Consider the following 21,027-nt stretch of genomic DNA (forward strand, 5'->3'; position numbering starts at 1 on the left):
ATAGAGGTGTTTTATAATCGAATTCGTGCTCATTCTGCCCTTGATTATCATGCACCTTTAGAATATGAAGAAAATTATGAAATTTAATAGTCCACTTTTTGGGGATCATACCAATGCAATTAACCTTATATACGGATTATTCATTAAGAGTGCTTATTTATTTAGCTGCGAAAGAGGATGATTTATCTACAATTGATGAAATTTCTAATAAATTCCATATTTCAAAAAATCATTTAACTCGTGTTGTGCATAAATTGGGTGAAAAAGGAGTGATTAAAACAATTCGCGGAAAAGGTGGCGGAATTTGTTTGGCTCATCCGCCTAAAGATATAAATTTAGGCAAAATAATCAAAGAAATGGAAAGCAATTTTGAGTTGGTAGAATGTTTTAATCCTGAAAAAAATACATGTATGCTGTCTACATGCTGTTCTTTAAAGGGAATTTTATATGAAGCCAGGCAAGCGTTTTTTAAGGTCTTAGATAACAAAACTTTAGCTGATATTACTGTGAATAAAAATATTTTTCTTTAATGATTTATTCTTTCAAAAAGATACAATATGCTTTTCGTCTCTATATATGTTATGTTATTGTTCTTTGTCATTTCTGTCATTTTAAGCTTATAGAAAGTTTTTATGGAAAATAAAAAGGTTGAGGCGGCCATTGAAACCCCCTCTGATTTAAAAAAACCAAAGGAAAATCTTTGGGCGTCAATCATATTTTATGTTTTAATTCCAGTTTTGGTTTTATCTAAGTTAAATTCAACACTTGGGCCCTTAAAAACCTTGCTCCTTGCTCTTGCTTTTCCCTTGGTATTTGGGATTTATGACTTTGCAAAAAGAAAACAAGCGAGTCCCATTGCTATTTTAGGGATTACAAGTGTTCTTATCAAAGGAATATTTGCCTTTTATAAGGTGGATGGCTTTTGGTTTGCTATTCAAGAAGCTGCTATTCCAACATTTTTAGGGATTTTTACTATTGTATCTGCTTGGATTGGGAAGCCCTTTGTAAACTATTTTATTTACAACGAAAATATATTTAAAATTGATCTTTTAGAAAATAAATTACGGCAAAATAATGCAGAAAGACAATTTAAAATATTAATGTGGCAGGTAACTATGGTTTTTGGTTTTGCCTTTTTTCTAGGTGGTGTCTTAAACTATATTTTAGCAATAAATATTATTATTAGCCCTGCTGGGACAGAGGCTTTTAATAAAGAATTAGCTGAAATGACTTGGAAAAGTTATATTGTCATTGCTCTGCCAAAATTTGTTATCTCAATTTTTGGTTTATGGTGGTTTATTTCTCAGCTAAAAAAACTTACAGGTTTAAATGCAGCAGAAATATTAAAGGCCGAATGAAATAAACTCTTTATGAAGAGCTTGAACAGCTTGGTTCATTTTTTCCCTTGGAATTAAGCAACCTACTTTTATTTCAGATGTTGTTACTAAAAGAATATCAATATTTTGTTCTGCTAGGGTTTGAAACATTCTAGCGGCTACCCCTGCATGTGTTCTCATGCCAACGCCTACAATTGATATTTTTGATACATCTTCTCTTAGTATTAATTTTAAATCTGTAAATTCGCTTTTTAGGGTTTCCATAGCAAGTTTTGCATCGGGTTGAGACACGGTAAAATTGATTTTCATTCCGCCTTCGTGTTCTGATTGGGTAATTATATCGACATTAACACCTTTTTGAGCAAGAATTGTAAACACATTAGCTAAATTAAATTTTTGATTTTTACTGGAACCTGCTTGGATCCAAGCTTCATTTTGAGTTGCGGCAACTCCGGAAACAACTTCTCCTTCAATAGGAGTATCTATTGTGCTCATTTCTGTTCCTTCATCATTTGAAAAAGTATTTCTAACAACAAGTCTTATCCCCCATTTTGCAGCAAGTTGAACGCTTCTTATATGCAAAACTTTACTTCCTTGGCTTGCCATTTCAAGCATTTCTTCGTAGTTAATGGTGCGAATAATACGCGCATCTTTGCAAATACGAGGGTCTGTTGTAAAAACACCATCCACATCTGTATAAATAATGCATTCTTTTGCACCAATTCCAGCGGCAATAGCGACTGCTGAGGTATCAGAGCCCCCTCTTCCAAGAGAGGTCAATCTGCCGTCTTCTGTTACACCTTGGAATCCAGCAATGATGGGAAGCTGACCCTTTTCAAGCGCAGTTTTAATGGCATCGCCCTTTACCTTTAAAATACTTGCCCTTGAAAATTGGGAGTCCGTTAATATTCCTGCTGTGGGAGCAAGCATAGGGCAGGGTTCAATGCCTCTTTTGCGAAGAGCTAAACTTAATAAGGAAACAGAGACTTGTTCACCGCTAGCAACTAGCATGTCATATTCTGGCACATCGATTCGATTTGAAATTTCACTTGCTAATGAGACAAGACGATTTGTTTCTCCCGACATTGCAGACACAACAACTGCGGATGGTTTTAATTTTAAACAAAGTTCGGCAACGTGTTCTATTCGTTCGATGGTACCCATGCTTGTACCACCAAATTTAAATACAGGTCCGATGGTAATGATTTGTGAGGAACTATTACTTGATAACATTGACTTTGTTGCCACAATAAACTCCTAGAAAATATAAAATTTAAACTTAACATAACAAGTCTTTCTTGTCAGCATAATTAGTTCCCATTTTATTATTGACTCAAACAGTATAATATGTTTTACATTTCATGAATGCCGATTTGATAGTCAGCTTGCGGGCATTCATATTTACTACGTAAATTCAGCTAAAGCGGGATTCTTAAATGAACATTTATCTTAATCTATTCGTCATAATTTCCCTCTTTATAAATCAATCAATGCAAAATAAAAAATATTGTTGTTGTTATTTATAATAATGAATTTATCCTGTAAATAAGTATCATATTTATAAATTTTTAATCGTTTATATTATTTTAGGCAATTTTTATGATCAAACTTATTGGTATTAAAAAGTACTTTAAAACAAAGATTGGTATTTCACATGCTTTAAAAGGCATTGATCTTGAAGTATCAAAAGGTGAAATTTTCGGTATTATTGGGAAAAGTGGTGCTGGGAAAAGTACTTTACTGCGCACTGTTAACTTACTAGAAAGACCGAGCGAAGGTGAGGTTATTTTAGATGGCGTTTCTTTAACATCTCTCAAAGAAGTAGATTTAAGAAAACAAAGAAGAAATATTGGAATGATATTTCAACATTTTAATCTTCTTTCTTCTGCAACTACATTTAAAAATGTGGCCTTGCCTTTAGAATTTGCTGGTGTAGATAAAAAAGAAATTAATGAAAGAGTTAAATATTTATTAGAAGTAACAGGATTGTCGGATAAAGAAGATCATTATCCACATCAGTTAAGTGGCGGACAAAAGCAACGTGTTGCGATTGCTCGTTCTCTTGCATCAAACCCAAAAGTACTTTTATGTGATGAAGCCACTTCTGCTTTAGATCCTGAAACAACAAAATCTATTTTAGAATTATTAAAAGAAATAAATAAAAAATTTGGTGTTACTATTCTTTTAATTACTCATGAAATGGAAGTTGTAAAAACAATTTGCGATCGTGTTGCTGTGATAGAAAATGGTCAAATTGTTGAATCTTCTTCTATGGTAGAAATGTTTAGCAATCCTAAAGCAAACGTAACAAAGGCGTTAGTTCGGTCTGCTTTTCATATTTCATTACCAGAGAGTATTGAAAAAAACTTAATACAATTTCCTACAGAGGGATTAAATCCAATTTTAAAAATTTCTTTTGTAGGTGATGTAGCTACGGAGACTATTATTTCTGATTTAGTTATGAAATTTGGACTTCGCATAAATATATTACAAGCTCATATCGATGTTGTTAGCAATTCTCCTATTGGCATCATGCTTTGCCAAATATCGGGAGCTCAAGAGCAAATTAATTTAGGAATTGAATTTTTAAGTAATTCAAATATTACGACTGAGGTTTTAGGTTATGTTTCTGGAAACATTAAGTACACTGCTTGATTCTACATTAGCAACAATTTATATGGTACTTGTAGCTGGATTATCTGCATTTATATTTGGTTTACCAATTGCTATTGCTTTAACAGTAACATCAAAAGGAATGTTTTATGAAAATCCTGTAGTTCATAAAATATTAAGTAGTATTGTTACTATTGGAAGGTCTGTTCCTTTTGTTATATTAATGGTTGCCATTATTCCTTTTACTCGATTTATTGTTGGTACCTCTATTGGAACAGCTGCGGCAATGGTTCCATTAAGTGTGGCTGCTATCCCATTTTTTGCAAGAATTGTTGAAGGTAAACTAGCAACTATAAATCGTGGTTTAATTGAAGCAGCCCAAGCAATGGGGTCATCTCCTTTACAAATTATTAGAAAAGTTTTGTTACCTGAAGCCATTCCTGGGATAGCGAATGCCTGCACTATTTTGTTTGTTAGTTTAACAGAGTATTCCGCTATGGCAGGAGCTGTTGGTGGAAGTGGTTTAGGAAATATGGCGATACAATATGGTTATTATCAATTTAATACTCCTGTTATGATGCAAGCTCTTGTTACTTTAGTTGCTTTGGTTTTATTTATTCAGTTTGTTGGTGATTTTATTACACGTAAAGTTTCTCATTAAGCATCTTAATTCGAAAGGAATTTGGTATGAAATTTGTTAAAATAGTTACTTTATTTTCTTCATTATTTTTAGGTGTTACTTCTATAAACATGGCAAATGCGGGCGAGACCATTAAAGTAGGTATTACAGCAGGCCCCTCAGTAAAAGTTCTTGAGGTTGCCCAAAAACTGGCAAAAGAAAAATATGATTTAACTTTGAAAGTAGTTACTTTCGGAGATTACCAAATTCCAAACGAAGCTTTAAACGCAGGTGATATTGATGCAAATATATTTCAAACAGTCTCATTTTTAGAGCAAGCAAAATTAAAAAAAGGATATAAATTAGCTATTGTAGGAAATACGTTTATTTATCCAATGGCAGTATATTCTCGCAAAATAAAACAAATTTCTGAAATTGGAGATAAAGCAACAATTGTTATTCCAAATGATGCAAGTAATCAGGGAAGAGCTCTAATTTTATTACAAACTGCTGGTCTTATTAAATTAAAAGACGGTGTAGGCGAAATTCCAAACCCTAAAGATATTGTTTCTAACCCAAAACATTTAGATATTAAATCCGTAGATGCAGCTCAGGCAGCGCGTTCTGCATTAGATGTAACCGCAGTTGTTTTAAATAATGACTTTGTTACAAATGCAGGTTTTAAACCATCTGAAGCTTTATTTAAAGAAAATCCAAAAACGGCAAAACCATATATTAACGTTATTGTTGTGAAAGAGTCTGAAAAAGAGAAAAAAGCATTTCAAAATTTAAAGAGTATTATGAATTCTGATGAAGTTCGTAAAAAAACCGAAGAGCTTTTTCCAGGAGCCTTTCCTGCTTGGTAGTATTTTTCTGCTATTAAAAATTCGAAACATGTGAAAATCTTCAATAGAACTTAATCACATGCTTCGAATTTTTTTTTATTAATTCACTTTATTTTTTAAGATAATTAAGATATCAAATTTTATTATTCGAATTTATCCAGCAATCAAATATTATTTTCTAAATAATAATTTAAAATAAATACCATAACCTTTTACAAATTAAAAAAATAGAATATAAAAAATTTGTTACGATGTTTTGTAATCTTATTTAATATAATAATGAATTGAGGTAATGCATGAATTTCTTTTTTAAAATTTTATTAACAACAGCATCTTTATCTTTAGTTTCAAATGCGAATGCAACGTTTTCAATGATTGCTTTAGATACTAAAACGAATGAATTTGGTTCTGTTTTAGTATCTTGTGTAAATAATGATGCATTTTTATCAAATGAATATAGAAACTCTTTAATAGACAAATATTTAATTGCATATTCCCCTAGAATTGGAATTATGAATTTACAGGCATTGCCTTTAGCTGGTAACTTTAGAAGAGCTGCAAGATTAATGGGAAATGGTAAAAATGCGTATGAGGTTATTCAAAAACTCATTAAACACGAAAAAGATGGATTAATTGATGAATCAAATAAAAGACAGTATTTAGCATTAACAAGGGACGTGAATAGCAAACAAGTTTTTAATGCTTTTTACACTGGAGAAAACATTAAAAACTATATTGTTGATAATTATTCAACTTTTTCTGGTGGGATTACTTCTGAAACCTCAAGCGGAAGATTTGTTTATGCTATTGCAGGAAATCACTTAACTGGAGAATCTGTATTAACAAAAATGGATTCCGGATTTAAAGAAACGAATGGGAATTTAACTGAAAAACTAATTGGTGCTTTGCAGAGTGTTAGAAATGAAAAAAATATTGGAGATTTTCGTTGTTCAAAAAATATGACGACTTCAAATTTTGGATTTTTGAAGATTTTTAAAGATGAAGATATATTAAAAGATTATTCCATATATACCATACAATCAGAAAATAAAGATGCAATTGATGGCTTATCTGCTGAATTAAATTCATTAAATAATTAATTTAAAATTAAATCATCTCTTCAACACGATCTATAATCTCGCTCTATTTGGCACAATTGTTTCCACTTAAAAGTAGGAGTGTAAACTTTAGATGAAAGAATTTTTGCTATTTCTCCTTAAATTTACATGTGCAGTTCACGCTTTTTAAGATTTCGAATTGCTTTTAAGATATAAAAGTATTTGTTTATCTTAAAAGCAATTATTTTTTGGATTATGTATTATATACTGCAAAATTGCAGAGCTAATAAAAGAATCTTAGCATTAATTTATTTATTTTATAATTTTTATCGGTATACTCATAAAAGCCATTTTTTAATACATTTAACGTTTCTTTATAGGTTAAAAAAATATTTGAGTTAATTGCTCCCATTTCTTTAAAAGATTCTTTGTTTTTCTGTAGATTTTTAATTAAATATATCGTAATTATAGGATTTAGAGTAACAGAATCAGGAGTCATATTTCCTAAAAATAAAATAGATTCATTTTTTTTTATTTTAAAACCAGTTTCTTCTTGGAGTTCTCTTTTTGCTGCATCGATATTATTTTCATGTCCTGCTCAAGAAAGCTCTAGCTCCCATGAACAAGTTGCATGTCTAAATATTGATATAAATAAAAATTTTCCATTAGAAATTAGAGGTTAAATAGCAATCCCTGGAGAACCTCTAACTAGAGAGTTTTTCCACAATAGTCTGTTATATGTTGCTGTTCCATTATCTATTTTTGTAGCATCTCTGATTATTAGCTAGTAGGGATCTTCAAAATAATACCTACTTTACTCCTAAAGAATAAGATTCTTTAGGAGTAAATCTTTTTTTTATGAAATATTGTCTTCTTTTTTCCTCAATTTTAAAATTTCGTTTTCACTATTTTTGATTTTACCCATTTATTTTGGATTATTTTTAATTACTTTAAGATAATTTTTAAAACTATTTTAATAATTTAATGAATTAGCAAAAATAAGATAATCATATTCTTGCATGAAATAATAAATAATGAATATTTTAAATATTTCATTTATTTTATATTTTAATGGCATTATAAAAATCCTTATAAATTTTAAAAATATTTTTCTTTCCCTTTCAAATTGACAGAAAAACTATTTTTGGTATCATTCGGCCATATAAATATCAAACTTTGATTTGTATCTTAATTTTTTCATTATATTTAATTAATTAAAATTATTCATTTGTATTTTTAAATCCGGAAATGTTTTGGTTTTGACAAATAAAAATAAATAATTTATATGAGAATGATTCTGGTAAATAGAGAAATAATGAGGGTTTTCTTTATGAAATTAAAATTGTTAGCTTCTATGTGTGTTTTTTTTACGTTTACAAATTGTTATGCTGCTGATTCAATAGGTACTAGAAATAATCCATTTAAAATTGCAATTATTCCCTCCGGGCATGCAGCAAAAGCTTTAGATAATGCGAAACCAGTTGCAAAATGTATTGAAGATAAAGCAAAAATATTTGTCGATATTCAAGTTCCAAATAGTTATATTGCTGTTGTTGAAGCAATTGGTGCTCAAAAGGTAGATATGGCTTTTGGAGATATTGTAAGTTATTTAATAGCAAAAAATAAGTTTGGTGTTGAGCCTATTTTACAAATTATTCGTTATGGTTCAAATAGCTATCAATCAGCAATTTTTGTAAAAGAAAACTCTCCTATTAAAAATGTTAATGATTTAAATGGAAAAAAGTTTGCCTATTCTGATGCGAGTTCTGCTTCGAGTTATATTTTTCCATCAATTCTCATGAAAAAAAATAATAAAAAGTTTTCACAGGAAGTTCCAACCGGAAGTATGGATGCATCAATTATTGCTTTAATGCAAGGACAAGTCGATGCAACGGCAGCTTATTATAATGGTCCCGATGCAAAAACAGGTAAAATAAATGATGCAAGAAGTCGAGTAGAAAATATTTATCCAAACATTTCTAAAGAAACAAGAGTATTATGGCTATCTAAATCAATTCCAAATGAACCTGTTTATGTTCGTAAAGGTTTAACTAAGGAAATAAAAGATAAATTAACTCTTGCAATTCCTGCTTGTATTAAAGAATATCCAAATCATATAAATAATATGCAAGAATTAACTCCTGTAAAGTCTGATAATAAAGATTATGCAGAATTTGTGAAAGAAGTTGAGAATTCAGGGTTAGATATTTCAGGTATTTTTAGTAAAAAATAAATTAAAAGAAAACATTACATTAAATAAATTTTTATGAATTGTTTTCTTTTTTTGAAGTAGGATAAAAAAATTCTAGCGGAGATGTAATAAGTCGTTTAAAAATAGCTGCTCTTAATTTTTTCCTTCCAACACTTTGAATTTTTCTAGCACGAATCGCTACAGACATAGCAAGCCAAAAGCTAACCGATAAATTTAAAAGTCCAATCATAATAATTCCAAAAAAGGCTAATAAAAATTCGAATTTACCTATACCTGAAATACCAATAGATGAAATTGCAAATGAAAAAGAACCTGTAGATAAAGTAACATGTCTTACGTCTATAGGAAGGCCTAAAAATATTCCAAACTGAGGGATCATGCCAAGCATAAATCCAAGAGAAATATTACCGCCAAATCCTGAAATATTATGGGCAAAAAAGGAAGATATTTTTTCTGTTTTTTCTTTTCCAAATACAAAAATCAATCTTTTATTTTTAGCTAATGCTTCGGGAAGTCTTCTATATACAGCCCAATTTTCAAGCCATCCTGCCGCAAGACTAGAAATCCAAAGTAAAAAGCCAGTAAAAATGGCGTAAAAAATACTTGGTCCTAAAATAGATATCGATTTAACAGTTGATACTGCTTTTTCAGGTGATAATACACTATGCCCTGTAAAATATTTAAATATAAAATCAATAATAAAAGCACTTGGTATAACAAGGGCAAGGTTTCCAAATATGGCAGCAAATTGGGATCGAGTTAATTTTGTTACTTCATCTACAAAATCTTTAAGTAAGGCTTCATCTTGAGTGTTATGAAGCTTTACGGCTAATGAAGATGCTGTCATAGAAGGCTGTTTTGTTGCCAGTGTAAAACCACATAATTGGATAAAAATAAAACTTCCTGCGTAATTTACCGTGGAAAAAAAACCTTCAAAAAAATGGGGAAGCTTTAAAGAAACAATAAAGAATTTTAATAATGTTGTAAATGCGGTAATAATACCGCCTCCTCCAGCAGATTTAAACATATCAAAATATTCTTTTTTATTATTTGTAAGGTAATGTTCTCCAGTCGTTCCTGAGCGTTCGGCAATTTTTCTTGATAATTGATTTAAATTTGTTTGAATAAGAGCAATTACACTTTTTTTATCGAGGCTTTCTCGAATTAATTTAGAAATAAATAAAGAAATGATATTCGATTTTACGATTTTATCGCGAGAGTGTAAAAATGTTAAAAGAATTTCTAATCTAGCGAGGTGATATGAAATTTTTTCTAGCTGATACACTAATGTAACGCTAACACCAAACTCATCTAGGTGTTGAAAAACTTCTTGTAACGATTTTTTACATTCAATCATATTTGAATCACATAATAGGATTAAATGTTGTAGTTCTGTTGAATTAGCCTCAATATAAGAATTTAAAAATTTATCAATACAATCACTCAAAGTAATAAAAGGGGAATCTCTTATGTGCTTTATATTTGTTCTTGTACGAATTGCATCGGATAAGCCAATGGCATGAATTTGGCTTGTTAAAATATATATAGCATCAGCAATATCATCTCTCATTTTATACCATAATTCGTTTTTATCGGATTCAAAGGTAATGAGTTCATGAATTTTACTTATTGTTTCTTGACTCAGATTTTCAATCCAAATGGCATCTTCTTCTCGTGGAAAAATTTTTAAAAATAACTCAGAAAGTTCTTTGTCATCTGGAGGTGTTGGGATGATTTTATTCATGATTCTATCAGTAGCTTCTTGAAGAAAACCAGCTTCTTTTGGAAGTCCTGTGTGGCTAAATAACTGCAGCGCATTTGTCTCTAAAATTACAGATCGAAATGTTTGAGATACCGCTTTTTTCCACTCTATATTTCTATCAAGAAGTTGTAATATAAAGCTCACTCGCGCAGTATGAATTTGACCAATTGTCGGATCAAATTGAATTGGAATTTTTTCTGTTGATCTTATCCAAAACATCAGTTTTTGAATCCATTCCACTCTTTCTTCGAGTGATAATTTAGGATTTGCGCTAGAGAGGATAGAGTTTAAGTCATACTTATAATTTCCAGCATGAATAAATTTATCAATTCCATTTGTGAACTTTTTTAATATTTTCAAAAGAAACCTCCTTTTACTTCCTCTCGCATTTATGACAGTCTATGATATACCCTAATGGGCTCTTGTAAACGAGGTGATTTTTTTTATGAACAGACTTATAAATGAATTGAAATCCATATTATTCATAGTTACTGCAATTTTTATATTTAGATCAACTTTTTTAAACTGGTATGTAATACCAACAGGCTCTTTATTGCCTACTTTAAAAATTGGGGATCATGTCGTTGTTAATAAGTTATCATACGGAATAATGTTGCCATTTATGCAAACAAGAATATTTAGTTGGAGTCAGCCTGACCGTGGTGATATTGTGGTATTTCAAGGTCCTGAGTCAGAAAATCAATTAACATTAATTAAAAGAGTTGTTGGTCTTCCTGGAGATAAAATAAATTTTACAAACGGAATTTTAACTATAAATGGTGTTTTAGCAAAACAAGAACTTCAGGCAGATAGAACTCCGCTCGAAAATTTGGGTGGAGGAGAAACTGCAGAAAGTTTTAGCCTATTTATTGAATCTGGATTTAGCAAATATCCTCATTATATTTTAAAAAGAAAATGGAATAGCTTAACAGATGCTGAAACGCAAACTTGGGTTGTGCCACCTAATAAATTGCTTGTATTAGGTGACAATAGAGATAATTCTTCAGATGGTAGATTCTGGGGATTTATGGATCAAGATCGTATCTATGGAAGAGCCTTTTTAATCTCTTATTCAACTTTTGATAAAGAAGGTTCCTTTTTACCATCATTTCGAAATGAAAGATGGTTTCAACCTATTAAAAATTAATCTTGCATTGTTGCAATTAAAAGAGCTTTTATTGTGTGCATTCTGTTTTCTGCTTGATCAAATACAGCGCTATTTCTGGATTCAAAAATCTCTTCTGTCACTTCCATACCTTTAATTGCAGGCAAACAATGTAAAAATAAAGTATTTTTATTTTTGGTTGCGTCCATAATTTCACTATTAATTTGATATGGTTTTAATAATTCAATGCGCTCTTTAGTTTCTTTATTTTCTTCTTCCCCCATGGATATCCAGACATCAGTATATAAACAATCTGCATAAAAGACGGCATTCATTGGAGAGCTTGAAAACTCAAGAATTCCACCTGTTTCTTTATTTATTTTCAAACATTCATTAATAATAAAATCATTTGGTCTTCTTGACTCTGGGGAACAAATTACAATATTCATGCCTGCATAACAAGATGCAATCATAAGGGAATGAGCCACATTATTTGCTCCATCTCCTAAGTAAACAAGTTTTTTCCCTTTTAAGTTCCCAAGTTTTTCTTGGCAAGTCATCATATCTGCTAAAGCTTGAGTAGGATGATGATCATCTGTTAAAGCATTCCAAACAGGAACACCTGAATATTGTATAAGTTCTTCAAGAGTTTTTTGTTCAAAACCACGAAACATAATGCCGTCAAATAATCTTCCTAAAACACGCGCTGTATCTTTAACGGATTCTTTTTTTCCAAAGTGAATGTCGTTTCTGTTTAAAAATTCTGCATTTGCGCCTTCATCATGAGCGGCTAAAACAAAAGCAGATCTTGTTCGGGTGCTCGATTTTTCAAAAATTAAAGCAATATTTTTATTGATTAATCTTTTAGGAAAAATACGATCTCGTTTTTCTTTTTTTACCTTATGCGCCAGTTCTAATAAATAAAAGAATTCATTTTGAGAAATGTCTAGTAATGTTGATAAAGAACGACCTTTTAATTTCATAAAGAACCTCTTTTTAAAAATAGAGCAGCCTGTAGCATGGCTTCAATGGATCTTAATGTTGAAGTAATTGGAATTTTATATTGAACAGCAAGTTTTGTAATAAATGAATAATCATTATTATTTTCTAAAAATGCATCTTCATACGGAGCAATCACCATTAATACTTGATTATTTTTTATTTGATTTATGATATTTTGATCAGAATTATTTTTTGATTGAACTAGAATAATTTTATTAGATACTTCAGATATTAAACTGATATTTGATTTTAAATTACTTAAATAATTTTCATTTGCACATAATAAAATATATCCATCTTTATTCAAATGAAGACCAGCAGAAATATATCCTTTTGCAAAAAGTTCACCTAAGTTATTTGCATTTGCCATGATTTCACCAATAGAACGCATTTCTGGTCCAAGTATGGGTGTAAAGTTAGGGAATTTTTGAAAAGGAAAAACGGGTACCTTAATAAAATATTTATCGGTATTTAATATTTCATTTTTTATAACCAATTCATTTAATTTTTTACCTAAACAAAGATAAGCGCCTAATTTAGCCATAGGAACTTGCGTGGCTTTTGAAACAAATGGAATTGATCTTGAGCTTCTTGGATTTACTTCAAGCACATAGACTTCATCTTCATAAATTGCGATTTGTATGTTCATCAAGCCAATTGTATTTAGTTCAAATGCTAAATTTTTGGAAATTTCTTTAATTTTATTTAAATGAATTTCTTTTGCACTAATAGAAGGAATAATGCATGAACTATCGCCAGAGTGGATTCCTGCTTCTTCTATGTGTTCCATTACGGTTGGAATATAGACTTCACTGCCATCACATAAAAGATCGATATCAAATTCAATTGCACCTTCTAAGTATTTGTCAATTAATACGGGTTTTGTGGTATCAATCTTTAAAGCTTTTTCAAAATAATTTAATAATTGATTTTTATTATAAACAACCGCCATTCCTCTACCACCTAATACAAAAGAAGGGCGCACTAAAACGGGATAAGAAATTTCATTTGCTATTTTTAAAGCTTCTTCTATACTTTTTGCCGTTCCAAACGGAGGTGCTTTGATATTTAGTTTACTTAATACTTTTCCAAATAACTCTCTATCCTCAGCGAGCTCAAGTGAATTAAAGGAAGTTCCTAAAATTTTATATCCCGATTTTTCAATGGATTTTGCGAGTTTTAAAGGGCTTTGTCCACCAAATTGAATAAAAACACCATATGGTTTTTCTTGATTTAAAATATCTAAAACGTCTTCTTCAATTAAAGGTTCCATATATAATTTATCAGAAATATAAAAATCAGTACTTACTGTTTCTGGATTTGAATTAATAAGGATTGCTTCAAATCCTAATTCTTGCGCTGCTTTAACAGCATGAACACAAGAATAATCAAATTCGACGCCCTGCCCAATTCGATTTGGACCACTTCCTAAAATGACAATTTTTTTATTTTTAGAAATTCGATTTTCATTTTGAGTTTCATAAGTTTTAAAATAATAAGGGGTTTTCGCTTCAAATTCACCTGCACAAGTATCAACCATTTTAAATGTTGGTTTTATATTAAAGTCAATAAGTTGTTGTTCTATTAATTTTCTATCCGATGAAATTAATTTTGCTATTTGTGTGTTGCTAAATCCGTCTTTTTTTGCTCTTGTTAATTTATCAATTGAAATTGGATATTTTTCTTTTAAAAGATTTTTTTCTAATAAATACAATTCATGTAATTGATACAAAAACCATTTACCAACACCGGTTAAAGAATATATTTGATTTATATCCATGTCTTTATAAAATGCTTCTTTTATATAATCAAATAAAGCAGGTGTTGGGGTTTTTAAAAGTATTTTTAACTCAGAAATGGAATATTCTTTTTTACAACGCGACCAACCATCAATATTTTTTTCAAGGGAACGCCAAGCTTTTTGAAAAGCATCTTTAAAAGAACTACCAAAAGCTAATACTTCGCCAACGGATTTCATTTGAATTCCAAGTCTGTTGTCTGTTTCTTTGTATTTTTCAAAATCCCAGCGAGGTATTTTAACAACAACATAATCTATAGAAGGTTCAAAAGCGGCACTTGTTACTTTTGTGATTTCATTTTTAATTTCGTCTAGAGTTAAGCCTATTGCTAATTTCGCAGAGATGCGTGCGATTGGGTATCCTGTTGCTTTAGAAACAAGTGCAGAGCTTCTTGATACGCGTGGGTTCATTTCAATCACAACAACCCTTCCTGTATCAGGGTGAATGGCATATTGAATATTCGCTCCGCCTGTTTCCATTCCTATTTCTTCAAAAATTCTTTTTGAGCTGTTACGTAATTGCTGATACTCTTTATCTGTAAGTGTCATGCATGGAGCTACTGTGATGGAATCCCCTGTGTGAACTCCCATTGGATTTACATTTTCAATTCCGCAAATAACAACAAAATTGCCGTTTTTATCTCTCATCACTTCAAGTTCGTATTCTTTCCAGCCAATGATGGATTCTTCAATAGAAATTTCTGCATGTGTACTGGCAGCAAACGCGGCATCGACAAGCTCTTCAAATTGAGTTGAGTCGTATGCAATACCGCCACCCGTTCCTCCTAATGTAAAAGAGGCTCGAATGATTAAAGGATAAGAAAGTTCTTCTGCAACTTTAAATGCGTCTGATTTATTTGAAACCAAGTCTCCACGAACAACATCATAACCGATAGACGTAACAAGATTTTTGAATTCTCTTCTGTCTTCTGCTAAGTCTACAGTTTTGGGATTTACTCCAATCGCTTTTACGTTATGTTTTGCTAATATTCCTGATTTATAAAGATCCATAAATAAATTTAAAGCAACTTGTCCGCCCATTGTGGGTAAAATAGCATCGGGTTTTTCTATTTCAATTATTTTTGTAATACATTCTATTGTTAATGGTTCAATGTAAACTTTATTTGCTGTTTCTTTATCCGTCATGATTGTTGCAGGGTTTGAATTGATAAGAACAACCTCATAACCTTCATCTTTGAGTGCTAGGCACGCTTGTGTTCCAGAGTAATCAAATTCGCAGCCTTGCCCAATTTGAATTGGACCCGAACCAATAATGAGAATTTTTTTTATATCACTTCTTTTTGGCATGATTTTCTCCGTTATATTCTGTTTATTTGCATAGAGTTTATAAAATCAATAAAAATGGGTTCTGCATCTCGAGGTCCTGGGTTTGATTCTGGGTGAAATTGAACAGAATATATGGGTAGATTTTTATGTTTCATACCTGCTAAAGTACCATCATTTAAATGAATATGAGTTGCTTCAAATATATTGAAAATATTATCAATATTAACAATATAATTATGATTTTGTGAAGTTATTAAAACTTTAGAGGAATCAGAATTTAAAGACTTTACAGGATGATTTATGGCGTGATGACCAAATCTTAATTTTTCAATTGTAGCGCCAAATGAAAGACCAATTAATTGATGACCTAAGCAAATTCCAAAACACGGATGGCTTGCGAGCAATTCTTTCATTAAGGAAATAATATTTGTTTCTTTAGCTAAAATGCTGGGATCTCCTGGTCCATTGCTAAAAAAAATGCCATCCGGTTGGATGGCTTTAATATCTTCAATTGAACTTGAAGGGGAAAAAAATACAGGCTCACAATTAAGCTCCGTTAAAGAATTTAATATTCCTTGTTTTATACCAAAATCTAAAACAGCAACTTTATATTTTTTTGATATATTTTGATTAAAATATTGTACTTTTGGTATGGGTCCTTCTTGATGGTATATTTCAACAGCATTGATTTGAGCTAATTTTTGAAATTTATTTAATTTATTTGTTAATGATAAAATGTCGTGATCTTCAGTGGAAAGGATTGCAGACATGCATCCTTTTTCTCTTATTTTATGAGTAATAAGTCTTGTGTCTATATCATAAATTGCGCATTTTTTTTGTTCTTTAAGATAGCAATCTAATGAGACTTTAGAGCGATGATTATCTGGAATTAAAGAAACATTTTTACAGATCATTCCTTCTGCAAACATTTTATGAGATTCTAAATCATCACGTGTTATCCCCGTATTTCCTATATAACTTGTAGTAAATAATACGATCTGACCTAGGTAAGAAGGGTCTGAAATGACTTCTTCATAACCGGACATTGCAGTGTTAAATACAATTTCACCAACAATATCAGTCTTAATTCCTAAACCTTGGCCGTGAAAAACCGTGCCATCTTCTAATAAAAGAGATGCCCGCATATCTTCTCCATTACAATATTGAATTTTAAAACAAAATAGGAAAAATTGAAGGTACGGCGAGATGCATCGTCGCCGGGCCAAAAATTGGACTATAATTGCATTATTAAAGAACTGCTGTCAAGCTCTTTTTGATCGTTTTTTTATTTTTGCAATAACATAGTCACTTATTATCTTTATTAATATGGGGCATATCGATAAAAAGATCATAAATAATAAAAAATATGGGGAGATAAAATCATTTAAACTCTTTAAATTTTCAATTTTACTGCCTGCAAATGAGTAAACAAGTATAATGGGGAAAGTACCTATTTGTGTAACGATATAAAATTGCCAGGCAGGAATATTTGTAAAGCCCATCCCAATATTGATTGCAATTGCAGGAATGACGCCGGCAAAACGAACCGATAATAAATATAACCAACCGTCTTTTTCAAACCCATGGATTATTTTTTGTAACTTTAGTTTCTTCTTTTTATTTTTCTTATATCTTAAATAAAGTTGTCTAGATATTAAAAAAGATGCCGTATAAGATAAACTCACTACAAAAGAAAATAAAATAGCTCCTAAAATAGGACCATAGAGAGCTCCTGAACATAAAACAAAAACAGGGCCAATAAAAGGAATATAAGCTATGGTTAATAGGAAAAATAAAATTGAAAATACAATAGGAGATAATAAAGGATATGCTATGTTTAAATTTTTAATTGTTTCAATATTTAACTGAATTAAATTCATAATGATAGCATCTGTTGGGTTATCTTTTGTTTGACTTAAATTTATAAGGCTAGACAATCCAAATATAGCTAAGATAATTGTTATGAAAATTAAGTTTTTTTTCACAAAAATCCCTTTAAAAAAAATTGATGCAAAGAAAGATTCTAAATTGTATAATAAACGATTCAAAGTCTTTTTTATACAAAGGCTTTATTTTAAAACAATATTTGAACAGGATTAAAAATGATAGCATCTGGAACTCATTCTAATTTTGGCTCTTGGATATCTCCTATCACCTCTGAGATCATTGCAAGTAAATCACTTTCTTTTACAGATATACATATTGATAATGGAATTATCTACTGGGTTGAATCTAGGCCAAATGAAAAGGGACGTTCTGTTGTTGTTTCCTATCATCAAAATGCTACTTATCAAGATGAAACTCCAGAAGAATATAGTGTTGGAACCTCAGTTCATGGTTACGGTGGAGGTGCTTTTTTTGTAAGGGATCAACAACTTTATTTTTCAAATTCAAAAGATGGAATTGTTTATCATAAAAATTTAAAAACAAATGTAATTAAACCTATTACAGAATATTTTGAAGGAAGATTTGCTGATTTTCATGCTGATCCAAAACATGAATATTTATATTGTATTCGAAAAGATGATTCTAAAAAATCTCAATTTCCACCAACTGAAATCGTTCAAATATCGTTACAAACAAAAAAAATAACGGTTTTATTTACGGGTTCTGATTTTTATAGCAGCCCTTCTGTCAGTCCTAACGGAACAAAAATAAGTTGGTTGCAATGGGATCATCCTAATATGCCTTGGGATGCCACTGAGCTATGGATTGCAGATGTTAATTTACAGGGAGTTGTTTCTAATAAAAAACGAGTTTCAATTGATTCACAACAATCATTTTATCAACCTGTCTGGAATTCTAAAAATGAATTATTTGTTTCTTCAGATATTACTGGTTTTTGGAATATTTATAAAGTAACAAATTTTAAATTAGAGAATATTTTTACTAGAGATGCTGATTTTGGAAGGCCAATGTGGATTTCTGGTACGCGTTGTTTTGATTTTATAAATGAAAGTAAAATAATTTCAAGTTTTTGTGAAAAAGGAATTTGGAAAACAGGATTGATTGATATATATGAAAAATCATTTCATGAAATAAATAATTCTTTAACATGCATATATAATATTGCTGCAAAAAATAACTGCGTTGCTTTTTTTGGCGGTTCTGAAACCTTACCATTAGCAGTGCTTTTTTCAAATTATGAATCCATTCAAAAAACAAAAGTATTGAGAAACTCAATAGGTAATATTTTTCAACAAGATTTTATTTCCATGCCTGAATTAATTGAATTTCCTACAAGAGACAATCAAATAGCATACGCTTTTTATTATAAGCCTAAAAATCCAAATTATTCTTATAAAGAAGATCAATTGCCACCTTTAATTGTTAAAGTCCATGGGGGACCGACAGCAAATGCTGATTTTATGTTTAATCCAAAAGTTCAATATTATACCAGCAGAGGATTTGCTTATATTGAAGTAAATTATAGAGGAAGTACAGGATATGGAAGAAATTATAGGGAGCAATTAAAAGGACAATGGGGTATTCGAGATGTGGAGGACTGTATTGACGCTGCACTTTATCTTTGTAATAAAAATAAAGTGGATAAAAATCATTTGATAATTGCTGGAAGTAGTTCGGGTGGATTAACAGTACTATCTTCACTCGCTTTTCATAATATTTATAAATGCGGTTCTTGTACCTATGGTATTGCAGATCTTATCGCTATGACAGAACATATTCATAAATTTGAAGCTTATTATGATCAAGGATTAATTGGTGGTTCTGTTGAAAAGGAACGCGAAAAATATTTTAATCGTTCCCCTTTAAACTTCGCCAGAAATATTAAATCTCCCATTATCTTTTTCCATGGTGATAAAGATATGGTTGTGCATGTTAGTCAAACATATAAAATTGTAGATGAATTAAATAAAAATAAAATATTTAATGAAGTTTATATATTTGAAGGAGAGGGGCATGGATTTAAAAAGGCTGAAAGTATTATAACTTCATTGGATAAAGAGTTAGATTTTTTTAAAAAAATAGATTAAAAAATTTATTGTTGTTAAGTATATTATTATTTAAATATTTAAGTCTCTCATCAATCCAAATATTAATATCATTTTTGTCTTGCTCACTAAATATGTTTGGAGAGTTTTTCCATCTTAAATAGTCTCTTTCATATGCATAATTTTTATTTAAATAATTGTATTTTTCATTGAAAATATTTTTAATCTCATTTTGAAGATTTTTATTGTTTATTTTCCAATATTCATTAAATTGATTTTTGAAATTATTAGTATTATCTAAATAACATTTAAATAATGAACCACTTTTGGATATTACATTACTGTAATAGTTAGTAAATGGTTTATCATTATCTTGTGGGGGTAGAGAGATTGTTCTAAATGAGTGATCCATATCCCATGGGATATAAAATAATTCATCATTTTTATAATTATTATTAATTAAGTCATTAATTTTCCCATTTTTTAAAGCTACAAAAGCATTATTAGTAATATTATCAAAACCTTCTATAGCTAAAATTGTTGTCATAAAAGAAAACGCATAGTTTTTATTAAATGTTTTTTCTAAGTCCTTATCGCATTTCATTAACTTGTTACTCATTTTTATGGTATCTTCATTAATTGTATGAAATGAGAAGTTAAAAGGATTGATCAATAAATTATCTTCCTTATTAACTAATTGATAAAATTTATCGCGAATTTCATAAGATTCTCTGTCTTTTGCAATTAATTCTAATAGTTCTTTATTTGGGTTATTATTTTGTAATGTTTTTGTTCCAATCGTATTTGTTAAAATATAAACTCCAAAATATATATTATTTATAAATAAGTCAATATGTAAACCTTTTATGCTATTGTGAATTACATTATTTAATTTTGAATTAAATAATGTATGTCCAGTATAATCCCTTAATAATGATGGATCATGATAAGAAGCATATAAAGAGTAAAAATTTTGGACTGACTTAAAGCCATATTTGGAAAATATGTAATTAGAAAATTTATCTTCAGAATATAAGGCGTAAGAACTTTTAAAATTGTTAATTGAAGAAGCTCCTCTAATATTCATTCTTGTATCAAATTCAATATTATTTTTATTATCAATTATATTTACTTTTGCATTATTAATAATTGGAAACTTGTTTTTATAATCATTTGTTATAATATTTAAAATAGGCAATGAAGAAAAGTATAAAATATATTCTTTAAAATCCTTATCTTTCCCTTCTAGTTTCAAAATATATTTCTTTTCTTTAATCTGAGGTTTTATATCCTCATTGTATTTTATATTTTGATCCTAACCCCCATTTCAAGTTGACACTTTTCCATCATGAAAAGGAGAGTCAATGGATAAATTAGCAGAGCCACGAAGGCGCTTAGGATATTATGAAAAGCGAGCAATATTAGAGGAACATTTT

17 protein-coding genes are annotated in these 21,027 nt (G+C 30.0%); 10 read left to right on the forward strand and 7 right to left on the reverse strand.

The genetic code is table 11. The features are described from left to right. Positions 1-113 precede the first annotated feature (113 nt). Together ACIQ56_RS04845 and ACIQ56_RS04850 are read left to right on the forward strand one after the other, a co-directional pair. The gene (locus tag ACIQ56_RS04845) at positions 114-530 is read left to right on the forward strand and encodes an RrF2 family transcriptional regulator (protein WP_397599944.1); all 417 of its coding nucleotides are present in this window, start codon (positions 114-116) and stop codon (positions 528-530) included. Positions 531-632: 102 nt separating this feature from the next. Further along, the gene (locus ACIQ56_RS04850; RefSeq protein ID WP_397599945.1) at positions 633-1,358 is read left to right on the forward strand and encodes a VC0807 family protein; all 726 of its coding nucleotides are present in this window, start codon (positions 633-635) and stop codon (positions 1,356-1,358) included. Here ACIQ56_RS04850 and ACIQ56_RS04855 read toward each other — a convergent pair. Next, positions 1,344-2,585, reverse strand: coding sequence for an aspartate kinase (locus tag ACIQ56_RS04855; RefSeq protein WP_397599946.1), 1,242 nt, complete (start codon positions 2,583-2,585; stop codon positions 1,344-1,346). The two genes, ACIQ56_RS04850 and ACIQ56_RS04855, sit on opposite strands and share 15 nt — an antisense overlap. A 351-nt stretch (positions 2,586-2,936) precedes the next feature. On the opposite strand from ACIQ56_RS04855, the gene ACIQ56_RS04860 reads away from it, so the two are divergent. The 6 genes from ACIQ56_RS04860 to phnD all read left to right on the forward strand — a co-directional run bounded on the left by ACIQ56_RS04860 (position 2,937) and on the right by phnD (position 8,705). Then, positions 2,937-3,992 carry a methionine ABC transporter ATP-binding protein gene (locus ACIQ56_RS04860; protein ID WP_397599947.1) on the forward strand — a complete coding sequence of 352 codons (1,056 nt, stop codon included), beginning with the start codon at positions 2,937-2,939 and terminating at the stop codon, positions 3,990-3,992. Beyond that, a complete protein-coding gene (locus tag ACIQ56_RS04865) occupies positions 3,961-4,611 on the forward strand; it encodes a methionine ABC transporter permease (RefSeq protein WP_397599948.1) in 651 nt (216 codons plus the stop codon). The genes ACIQ56_RS04860 and ACIQ56_RS04865 overlap by 32 nt, the downstream gene beginning before the upstream one ends. 26 nt (positions 4,612-4,637) lie before the next feature. After that, positions 4,638-5,435 carry a MetQ/NlpA family ABC transporter substrate-binding protein gene (locus tag ACIQ56_RS04870; RefSeq protein ID WP_397599949.1) on the forward strand — a complete coding sequence of 266 codons (798 nt, stop codon included), beginning with the start codon at positions 4,638-4,640 and terminating at the stop codon, positions 5,433-5,435. A 275-nt stretch (positions 5,436-5,710) separates the two neighbouring features. Then, on the forward strand, positions 5,711-6,514 hold the full coding sequence (locus ACIQ56_RS04875; protein ID WP_397599950.1) for a DUF1028 domain-containing protein: 804 nt from the start codon (positions 5,711-5,713) through the stop codon (positions 6,512-6,514). A gap of 386 nt (positions 6,515-6,900) precedes the next feature. Then, entirely contained in the window at positions 6,901-7,155 is a 255-nt protein-coding gene (locus ACIQ56_RS04880; RefSeq protein ID WP_397599951.1) for a hypothetical protein, read from the forward strand. Between the two features lie 647 nt (positions 7,156-7,802). Beyond that, positions 7,803-8,705 carry a phosphate/phosphite/phosphonate ABC transporter substrate-binding protein gene (gene phnD, locus ACIQ56_RS04885; RefSeq protein ID WP_397599952.1) on the forward strand — a complete coding sequence of 301 codons (903 nt, stop codon included), beginning with the start codon at positions 7,803-7,805 and terminating at the stop codon, positions 8,703-8,705. Between the two features lie 31 nt (positions 8,706-8,736). Here the strand turns inward: phnD and ACIQ56_RS04890 are convergent, their stop codons facing one another. Further along, the gene (locus ACIQ56_RS04890) at positions 8,737-10,806 is read right to left on the reverse strand and encodes a site-specific recombinase (RefSeq protein WP_397599953.1); all 2,070 of its coding nucleotides are present in this window, start codon (positions 10,804-10,806) and stop codon (positions 8,737-8,739) included. Positions 10,807-10,891: 85 nt separating this feature from the next. On the opposite strand from ACIQ56_RS04890, the gene lepB reads away from it, so the two are divergent. Then, positions 10,892-11,593 (forward strand): signal peptidase I, encoded by a 702-nt coding sequence (lepB, locus tag ACIQ56_RS04895; RefSeq protein ID WP_397599954.1) that lies wholly within the window; start codon positions 10,892-10,894, stop codon positions 11,591-11,593. On the opposite strand, the gene argF is transcribed toward lepB, so the two are convergent. The 4 genes from argF to ACIQ56_RS04915 form a co-directional block, all read right to left on the reverse strand. Beyond that, on the reverse strand, positions 11,590-12,534 hold the full coding sequence (gene argF, locus ACIQ56_RS04900; protein ID WP_397599955.1) for an ornithine carbamoyltransferase: 945 nt from the start codon (positions 12,532-12,534) through the stop codon (positions 11,590-11,592). The genes lepB and argF overlap by 4 nt on opposite strands. Continuing rightward, positions 12,531-15,659 (reverse strand): carbamoyl-phosphate synthase large subunit, encoded by a 3,129-nt coding sequence (gene carB / locus ACIQ56_RS04905; RefSeq protein WP_397599956.1) that lies wholly within the window; start codon positions 15,657-15,659, stop codon positions 12,531-12,533. The genes argF and carB overlap by 4 nt, the downstream gene beginning before the upstream one ends. 11 nt (positions 15,660-15,670) lie before the next feature. Beyond that, positions 15,671-16,783 (reverse strand): glutamine-hydrolyzing carbamoyl-phosphate synthase small subunit, encoded by a 1,113-nt coding sequence (gene carA, locus ACIQ56_RS04910; RefSeq protein ID WP_397599957.1) that lies wholly within the window; start codon positions 16,781-16,783, stop codon positions 15,671-15,673. Positions 16,784-16,900: 117 nt separating this feature from the next. Next, positions 16,901-17,623 carry a TVP38/TMEM64 family protein gene (locus ACIQ56_RS04915; RefSeq protein ID WP_397599958.1) on the reverse strand — a complete coding sequence of 241 codons (723 nt, stop codon included), beginning with the start codon at positions 17,621-17,623 and terminating at the stop codon, positions 16,901-16,903. 117 nt (positions 17,624-17,740) lie between these two features. Here ACIQ56_RS04915 and ACIQ56_RS04920 point away from each other — a divergent pair, with 117 nt between their 5' ends. Continuing rightward, positions 17,741-19,633, forward strand: coding sequence for a prolyl oligopeptidase family serine peptidase (locus ACIQ56_RS04920; protein WP_397599959.1), 1,893 nt, complete (start codon positions 17,741-17,743; stop codon positions 19,631-19,633). Here ACIQ56_RS04920 and ACIQ56_RS04925 read toward each other — a convergent pair. Next, complete coding sequence (locus ACIQ56_RS04925; RefSeq protein ID WP_397599960.1) at positions 19,617-20,846, reverse strand: hypothetical protein; 1,230 nt, start codon at positions 20,844-20,846, stop codon at positions 19,617-19,619. The genes ACIQ56_RS04920 and ACIQ56_RS04925 overlap by 17 nt on opposite strands. Positions 20,847-21,027: the final 181 nt, after the last annotated feature.

Origin of the sequence: Silvanigrella sp., assembly GCF_044369315.1 — a bacterium.
Taxonomy (GTDB): domain Bacteria; phylum Bdellovibrionota_B; class Oligoflexia; order Silvanigrellales; family Silvanigrellaceae; genus Silvanigrella.